Raw genomic sequence first — 8,738 nt, 5'->3', positions numbered from 1 at the left:
GGGTTGCGGGAGGTCAGGGTTGGACGCAGGAGCGTCCGCACCTCCGCCCCCACGCTCTGGCCCTTCTTCTCGTCCCTACGCTCTGCGTGGGGACGGGTCCCCTGGCCGCTCCGCGGCCTCTTCCTCTTCGGGGAAGAGAACCTCCCGCGGGCTGCAAACCCGCGGGAGGTTGGGGTTGCGGGAGGTCAGGGTTGGACGCAGGAGCGTCCGCACCTCCGCCCCCACGCGGAACGTGGGGGTTCGGGGGTCGGTGCGAGGCGCCGCCTGTGCCCCTCCCGAAGGCCAGCGCTCACATCGCAGCCGCCTCGGACGAGCCCCGCCTCCCGTGTCAGCGTTTGCGTGGCCGTGTCAGTTTTTGTAAACGGCCTCTTGCGTGCGAAAACGAACCTGCTAAAGTAAGGGTAAGCGCCGATTCGGCTTGCATCCAGTATTCCCCCGTGTCGAGGAGTGGACAAGAGGCCATGCTCCACGGCTGCAAATGGGTGGCCGCCCTGATGCTCGCCTGCCTGGCAGCGACCGCGACGGGCGAGGGGGCAGCGCCGGCCGGCGCTGCGCCTGCTCCTTCAAAGGAGAAGCCCTCGACGGCTCTGCCCGTTGACCGCGAGGGCTCCGCCGAGAGCCCCGCCGCCGCGGACGCGGAGGGCGGCACGATCCTCGGCAAGAACCTATGGCAGACCTTCCGGGCCGGCGGCGCGCTCATGTGGCCCATTCTGGCCGCCTCGGTGATCGGCATGGCCTTCATCATCGAACGGGCCGTGGCGCTGCGCGAACGGGCGGTGGTGCCGAAGGGGATGGGCAAAGCCGTGCTGGACGCGCTGCGCAGCTCCGGCGTGGCCGAAGCGGCCCGCCTCTGCGCCCAGAAGCCGTCGGCCCTCACCCGCGTGCTGGCCGCCGGCCTGGCCGTGGCCGACCGCTCGCGCGAGGAAATCCTCACCGCGATGGAAGAGGCCGGCGAACGCGAACAGTGGCTGATGGACCGCTTCAACCGCCCGCTCAACATCGTGAGCAGCGTGGCGCCGCTCCTCGGCCTGCTGGGCACCGTGCAAGGCATGATCCTCGCCTTCGACGTCGTGGCCCGCAAGGGCGCGATGGGCGACCCGCGCCAGCTCGCCTCCGGCGTGGCCACGGCCCTGCTGACCACATTCGCCGGACTGGCCGTGGCCATTCCCTGCTACTGCCTCTACCACTACTACCGCGACAAGGCCGACCGGATGATCGTGCAGATCGAGGACTCCGCTTCGCACCTGGTAGACGCCCTCAAGGGGAACAAGGCCAATGCGGATTCATCGCCGCCGCGATGAGGACGAAGGGCTGCCGATGACGCCGCTCATCGACGTCGTCTTCCAACTGCTCCTCTTCTTCCTCACCGCCACGAGTTTCTACAAGGTCGAGAAAGACATCAAGGTGGACCCGCCCAAGGCCAGCGAGGGCAAGGCCACCCCCCAGACCCAGCGCGAGATCACCGTCAACGTCCGCAGCGAAGCCGATGGCGGCTTCTTCGTGGTCAACCAGCGCATCCTCTCGCTCCAGGAACTCGACGAGGCTCTCGCCAAGGGCGTGAAGGACAACCCGAACCTCGTGGTGATCATCCGCGGCGACAAGCACGCCTATCACCAGCGGATCGTGGACGTGCTGAACGCCTGCAAGAAGGCCAACGTGAAGACCTACTTCATCGCCACCGCCTTCGAGACGCCGAAGGAATAGAAGGGGCCGCCCCGTGATGCTTCGGCCGCGCGCGCTGCTCGCCGCCTGCCTCGCCGCCACGGCCGCATGCGCAGCCGCATGGGCAGCGCAACCCCCCACCCGCCTGGACGTGCTGCGGGCCGACGCCCACGGCACCACGCTTGACGTCCTCCTGCGCATTCAGCCCGCGGCTGAATTGGCCGACACGCTCGGCCCCGACGACTTCGCCGTCTACCTCGCCCCCGCCTCGCTGCCGGCCGCCGAGGCCGCCACGCCGCCGTTCCGCATCCGCCGCCTGTTCGCCAAGCGCCTCGACGACGCCTGGTACCTGGACCTCCGGCAGTCGCCCCCAGGCATCGGCGGTGTCGCGCTCCAGCTCGTCGTGCACGTGAAACACGGCGGCCGACTCCTCGCCGCGCACCACCTCGGCCAGTTCCTCGGCGCACCCGCCGACGCGCTCGACGTGGCGCTGGTCATTGACGAATCGCTCTCCATGACCCGCACCGACCCCGAGTGGCTGCGCATCGCGGCCGCCAAGACGTTCGTGGACCTCGCGCGCCGCAGCACCCGCATCGGCCACATCGCCCTCGTGGCCTTCAACGACAAGGCCCGCACCCTCGTCCCCCTCACGCCCACCGCTCAGCCCGACGCCCTCTACAAGGCCATCAACAACATCAGCTCCATGGGCCAGACCGACATGGACGCCGCCCTGGCCGAGGCCCGCAAAGTGCTCGAGCAGTCGCCCAGCCCGAACAAGGTCGCCCTGCTGCTCTCCGACGGCAAGGACGAGCCGGGCGTCTACGAGAACGCCCACCGCGCCTTCGCGGAACAGCGCTGGCGCATCTACACGGTCGGCCTGTCGAAACTCGCCGACGCCGAAGTCCTTCAGCGCATCGCCGCCGAAACGGGGGGCGACTACCACTCGGCCCCCACCAACGCCGAGCTCCAGGACATCTTCAGCAGGATCTGCGTCACGCTCCACCGAAAGGTCCCCATCTGTTCCCGAAGCCTGTCGCTCCAGGCTCAGGCGCCGCTGGAAGAGGGGCTCTTCGTGGACGACACGATCTCGGCACTGACCGTGAGGCTCAACTCGCGCGACAGCGACATCGGCTTCACCCTTCGAGACACGCAAGCGCGCTTGCTCACGCCCGACCTGCCCAAGGCCGACCAGACCGCCGCCTACGGCCGCAAGGCCGACTACCAGCACTACGACCTCTGGGACCCCGTTCCCGGGCGTTGCGTGGCGCGTCTCGCCTCTCCCCGCCCTGCCCAGGTCGGCCTCGCCGCCACCGCGGTCACCCCTCTCCTGCTGCGGGCATTCCCGCTACGCCCCGCGTACCGCCGAGGCGAACCCATCGAACTCGCCGTCAGTCTGGCCAATGCCGACACGGTGTTGGCCGACGCCCGGGTCGAGGCCCGCGTGACGACGCCCGATGGGGCCACGGTGACGCGGCGGCTCTTTGACGATGGCCAGCACGGCGACACGGCGCCCAAGGACGGCGTCTTCGCCGCCACGCTTCCCGGCCTCGATACCCCCGGCGCCTGCGTCCTGCGCATCGTGGCCGAAGGCACGACCCCGGCAGGCCATCGCTTCGAGCGCGAGCTGGAAGTCACGGCCGCTGTCTCGACCGAAGACATGCGGCCGCCGCGCCTCGCGCTCAGCGCAGGCCGCCTCGACCTCGGAGCCATCGAGAGCGGCGAGAGGGCCGAGGCATCCCTCGGACTCCGACTGGAGCCTCGTGGGGCCGCCGCCGCACGCATCACGTCGTCGGACCCGCGGCTCACCGCGGAACCCGCGACCCTCGGTCTCACCACGAGAGAGGCCACCGCGCGCATCGTCTTCGCCGCGCCGCCCGAAGCGCCCAGCGGGCAGACCCAGGCGACCCTGCGGATCGAAACGCCGGCAGGCAAGGCCGAAGTGCCTGTCGCGGTGCGAGTGGTGAGGCCCAGCCTCACCCTGTCCGCGGAGACGGTCAACTTCGGTGAGGTTGTGCCGGGCCAGACGGTGGAGCGCCACCTCACGCTCACCCTGGCGGGTCTCCGGCCGCGAGAGGTGACCCTGGCGCCGATGCCTCTTGCCGGCCCGCCGGCGACGCCCTCGATGGCCGTCACGGCTGCCGAACAGGTGGCCCTCAAGCCGGGAGAGCCGGCCGCTGTCCAGATTCGCCTTGGCGTGCCTCCCACCCAGGCGCCGGGGAACTACCGAGGCGAGTTGGCGCTCCGCTCGCCGCTTGGTGAGCACAAGGTGGCCTGCACCGTGCAGGTGGGCGCGGCCAACACGTTCCAGATTGCGACCACGCTCGATCTCGAACGGGTGGCCATCGGCACGAGCAAGGAGGCCGTGATCGAGGTCGCATCACTGGTCGCTGCCGAACAGCGTGTCGAGATGCACCTGCCCGAGGCAGGTGCGGGCTGGCGTCTGGCCGTCGAGCCCCAGTCGCTGGCCTTGCCGCCGAACGGCAAGGGGCGCGTGACACTCCGACTGACAGTGGAGCCAGAAGCCAGGCCAGGTCCGATCCAAGCCGTGGTGGCCTTCCGGGGGCCGTCTCGCGGCGCCTCCCTCGAAGCCCGCGCGGTGCTGTTCCGCCCGCCCCACGAGTCAGTCGCGTTCGAGCCAGCCGTGGTGGATGTCGGTCGCTTGCAGGCGGGCATCTCTGAAGAAGTTCGTGTTCGAGTGAAGTCGCTCGTGGACGAGCCGCAGGACGTGGCCATCGAAGGGGCGAACTTCCCGCCCGACATCCTCGCGGCGACGGTGAGACCGGAGCGGCTGACCCTCGACGCCTCTGGTGCGGTGGAACTCGCCCTGACGTTGCGGCCCGCCTCGGGGCCCGATGAGGTGCCCTTCGAAGGCAAGGTGACGGCTCGCGGACGGTCGCTGCCGGCGACGCTTCTCGTCCGGGGCTCGGTGTTCACCCCGCCCGGCACCACATTCGCCATCGCCGACCCTGTGCTGGACTTCGGCGCGATGTCGCCGGGCCAGACGGCGGAGCTGGCCCTGGTGCTCCAGTCCATTCACCCTCGCGTGCAGCGCGTCTCTCTTGCTGCCGCGCCGTCTGCTGACGGGGTGACGCTCCGCGCACAGCGGGCTGGCGCCGTCCTGCTGCCCGGCGTGGCCCACCCGATCGGCATTCAGGTGAGTGTCGCGCAGGACGCCCCATCGGGAGAGCGGGAGGCCGCCTGGGAGGTTCGCGGCCCAGGCTCGCCTGCGACGTTCCGCGTGCGAGTCGAGGTCGTGGCTCCGCCGCCGCCTGCCGTGACGGCCACGAAACCCGGCGGGATCGGCTGGGCCGAGGGCCTCCTGCTCTTCTTGCTGCTATGCCTTCTGCTGGCCATGCTCGCCCTGACCTATCTTCTGGCGAGGCGGGTGATCCGGTCGCACCGCATGCCGCGCATGGCGAAGTACTTCGCCGTGTCGGCCCTGTTGCACGTGGCTGCGCTGTTCGTGACCCTCGACATCTTCCTCGCCGAGAAGGTGCGCAAGCAGGAGATCGGGCCGCTGTTCCAGGTGGGGCTGAAGGCCCTCGCCCCCAGCGCCTTCTCGAGCCAGCAGGCCAGCGCGGCCGACGAACTCCGCGCCCAGGCCGAGCGCGAGCGCCGCCTCGAGGCCGAGCGCCGCCAGCAAGAGGCCGCGCGGGTGGCCCGGGCGCTGCTCGAAAGCGAGCGCCGCAAGCTCAACCCTGCCGAAGCACAGCTCGACAGGCCGGCGGCCCAGGAAAAGCCCGAACTGGCCCCCAGGCCCCCCGGCACTGAGCGGTTCACCGTGGAGGAACTCGCCCAGATTGTCGAGGACCTCCGCGAAGCTTCGCAAGCTCCGAAGCCCGCGGAGCCCGAGACGCCGCAGGCCGCCGAACTCGAGGCCCAGCGCATGGCGCAAGTGCGCGCCCTGAGCCGCCAGCAGCTCGAGGAAGCCGTCCGCGCCGCGCTCCAGCCCAAGATGACGACCCCTGAGAGGGCCGCCGCCGACACCGCGGCGCCCGGTCTGGCCCAGGCGCAAGCCACGGAGAGGATGACGCTGGCCCCCGAGGAACTGGTCCCCGCCATCGAGGCCCTCCAGCAGGAGGCCGCGCGAACCGAAAGGCAGGCCGCAGGCGGCGCGTCGCCGGCCGCCGAGGCAACCCAGCCGCACAAGGCGTCGCAGCCGCGCACGCTCGAACGAGGGACCGGCTCCGGCGAACGAGTGGCCCTGGCCGACGCGCGGCGGCCGGGCGAAGCCGCGCGTGCGCTTCCCCAGCCGCGGTTGCCCGAGCCCTCGGCGTCCGGCGCCGGGGCCGCGGCAGCGGCGGATCGCCCGGCGGAGCCACCCGCGTTTGCTACCCCCGATGAGGTGGTGCCGGCCATCGAAGGCGCGGCCCGCGTGGCCGTCCAGCCCAGTAGCCCGTCGGGCGCGCCCGGAGCAACCCGGGTTGCGGCAGCAAGGCCGCAGGGCGAGATGCCCCTGGAGCGTGGGGCCGAGGGTGCCGGGCCCCTGGTCGTCGGCGCGGCGCGCCCTGCGACCGAACGTGGCCCAGCCGCGCCTGAGCCCGCGGTGGCGGCGCTGATCCCGCGGTCGGCGGAACGGGCGGGGGCTTCGCCCAGGGAGGCCCCGATCGCCTTTGCTTCGCCCGAGGAGCAGCCGGTGGTGGACCCGATGGTGCGGCCTCCCGCTGCTCGGGGCGAACTCCGCTCGGAGCCGGGGCCCGTCGCCGTGGCGCCGCATCGGGCGGAGACGGGGGCGCGCGGCGGGGCCGGCCGCGAAGCGGCGAAGGCGCCGATGGCGGCCGCGCCCGGCCCGATCGATCCTGCGCCCGGCCCCTCCGCGGTGGGGCGGCCCGCGCCCAGCGCGCCCATCCTCCCAGAGCGGGCGGACGGCGTGGGGCAGCCTTCGCCGCGTCACGCGCCCGGGCTGGAAGAGGTCCAACTGGTCGAGGGGCCGCTCACCGCCGTGCGCCGCGATGCCGGGCTGACGAGCAGCGAGCCAAGCCCCCAGACCGTTGTGGCCATCTGGCGACTCCAGGGGCGGGGCGAGGAGACAGGCCGCCTGGCCATGGCAGGCAGCGAAAGCATCGGCATCAGCGCGCCTCGCGGCGAGGTGGCCGCGAGGCCCTCCGCCGCCGGCTCCGCCCCCGAGGTGGCGGTTGCGTGGCCGGGCGCCGGCCGGCGCGAGAGCCCGAACCTTGCGGACCTGCCCCAGGAGGGCGTAGCCCCCACCAGGCGAATGGCAGATGCCCCTGCACTGGCCGCCGATGCCCCGGCCCAGGTCGGCGTGAGCCGCGGGAACCTGGCGGGCCGCATCGAGCGCGGCGGACCGCCGACGCTGCCCACGGGCCGCGTCCTCGCCGCACGGCCCGCAGAAGCCGTCCGAGGCCCGGCGGCGGAGGCTCGGGGCGCTCTGCCCGATGCGCCTGCTCCACGTTTGGCGCGGCCTCAGACGCCCGAGGCCGTCGAGTCCCACCCGGAGGAGCCCGTATCGGTCGGCGCCCGGGCCGCGGCGGCAGGCCGGGACTTTGCCCTCGGCGAGGTGCCCATCCAGGCGTTGCGCGCCGAGGCCGGGCCCACGACGACGGAGGCCCCCCGAGAGACTCCGCCGACGCGCCTTCAGACACCCCGCCCGCGCGACGTGGCGCAGGGGCCCACGCGTATAGAGGCCGCGACGAGGCTCCTGCTGCCCGCCCTGGCCTCGCGCGGCCAGGAGGCCGGCGCCGTGGTGGGCGACGCCTCGGGAAGCGTGAAGAGCTTCGTGCTGACCACGGTGAAGTACGGCGGCGGCGCGGCCGACTGGGATGTGCATCGCACCGCGATGCCGTTCCTGGCCTGGCAACTCCGCGAGCGTGTGGGGTTCAACCTCGAGACCGACGTCCTCGACGTGCCCCTCGACAGCCCCAGGGTGATGAACTCCCCGTGGATCTACATGACCGGCCACAAGGACTTCCGCCTCACCGGGGACGAAGTGGCCAGCCTGCGCCGCTACCTGATGGCCGGCGGCACCCTGTGGGCCGAGGACTGCACGCACGAGGACGACCCCACCTGGGACAGGGCCTTCCGCCGCGAGATCGCCCGCGTGCTGCCGCGAGCCGACGGCTACCAGCTCGCCAAGATCGAGAGGGCCGATGACCACCCGCTCCTGCGCTCGTGCTTCGACCTGAGCCAGGGCTACAAGGGCTACTGGCCGCCCCCGGGCGACAAGTACCGCCAGAGCTTCCTCGAAGGCATCGAGATCAATGGCCGCCTGGGCGTCATCTACACCCGCAACGACTACGGCTGCGGCCTGGAGATCAAGCCCGACACGCACCCCGGAAAGGTCTCGCTCAGCAGCCTGTCGCCGGCCGAGATGCAGGAAGCCTCCTTCCTCATGGCCAGCAACATCGTCGTCTACGCTCTCACGGGCGGCCGCGGGGCGGCCGACCGCGGCCTGGCGGGCCGGGCGGCCGACTCGCTGCGGCGGCAGCGCGAGGCCGCCGCCGCCCAGCGCGACCCCTATGAAGACGCCCCCGCCACCCTGTTCGACAGCTTCGGCGAGGAGCACTGGGCTGCGGAGGAGACGTGGGACAAGGCCGGCGCCGCCACCCTGCGCTACCTGCGGCACGCCGACCCGGCCGCCGCGGGCCGGAGGCTGGCGGTCAGCTTCCGCCTCGGCCGCGACGACGCCAAAGCCGTCATCATCCGCGACCTGCCGCAAGAGCAGGACCTCAGCCGGCAGGACCGCTGCTACCTGGATGTCGAGAGCCGCCTCGAGGGCGGCGCGCGTCTGAGCATCGCCCTCGTCACGATGCCCGACTGGAAGTACTTCGAGAGCCGGCCCGCCTTCATCAAACCCGGGCGGCAGCGCATCTTCTTCGACCTCCGCGCCCCGACGTGGAAGACAGGCGAGCCCGTCCCGGAGGGCGAGACGGAGTACTCCCGGCGCCCCGCCAACCTCGAGGCGGTCCGCCGCGTGGCCATCCTGCTCTACCCGATCCAGCCCGAAGGCACGGTGGTTCTCGACCGCATCGAGCTGCGCTCCAAGCCCTGAGGCCCTTTCCGGGGCCCGTTGACAGGGGCGGGGACGAGGCTAGAATACGGGGCATTCCCGACCGCGG

At 72.0% G+C, this 8,738-nt stretch carries 3 protein-coding genes; all 3 read left to right on the top strand.

The window, feature by feature from the left end; all coding sequences use genetic code 11:
• The first annotated feature begins 461 nt into the window (after window positions 1–461).
• Genes PLE19_08790 through PLE19_08780 form a run of 3 tightly spaced genes read left to right on the top strand, consistent with a single transcriptional unit; the run spans window position 462 to window position 8,671 of the window.
• Window positions 462–1,301 (top strand): MotA/TolQ/ExbB proton channel family protein, encoded by an 840-nt coding sequence (locus PLE19_08790; protein ID HPD15034.1) that lies wholly within the window; start codon window positions 462–464, stop codon window positions 1,299–1,301.
• A complete protein-coding gene (locus PLE19_08785; GenBank protein ID HPD15033.1) occupies window positions 1,276–1,704 on the top strand; it encodes a biopolymer transporter ExbD in 429 nt (142 codons plus the stop codon). Before PLE19_08790 ends, PLE19_08785 begins: the two co-directional genes overlap by 26 nt.
• Window positions 1,705–1,720: 16 nt before the next feature.
• Entirely contained in the window at window positions 1,721–8,671 is a 6,951-nt protein-coding gene (locus PLE19_08780) for a DUF4159 domain-containing protein (GenBank protein ID HPD15032.1), read from the top strand.
• Window positions 8,672–8,738: the final 67 nt, after the last annotated feature.

The organism is Planctomycetota bacterium (genome assembly GCA_035384565.1).
Lineage (GTDB): Bacteria > Planctomycetota > PUPC01 > DSUN01 > DSUN01 > DAOOIT01.
Note: the sequence above shows the minus strand (reverse complement) of the source record. Positions and strands in the feature narration are given on the sequence as shown.

Excerpts from the sequence above, each read along its gene's own strand:
- PLE19_08785 (HPD15033.1), top strand. The coding sequence starts at position 1,276 with ATGCGGATTCATCGCCGCCGCGATGAGGACGAAGGGCTGCCGATGACG.
- PLE19_08790 (HPD15034.1), top strand. The coding sequence starts at position 462 with ATGCTCCACGGCTGCAAATGGGTGGCCGCCCTGATGCTCGCCTGCCTG.
- PLE19_08780 (HPD15032.1), top strand. The coding sequence starts at position 1,721 with ATGCTTCGGCCGCGCGCGCTGCTCGCCGCCTGCCTCGCCGCCACGGCC.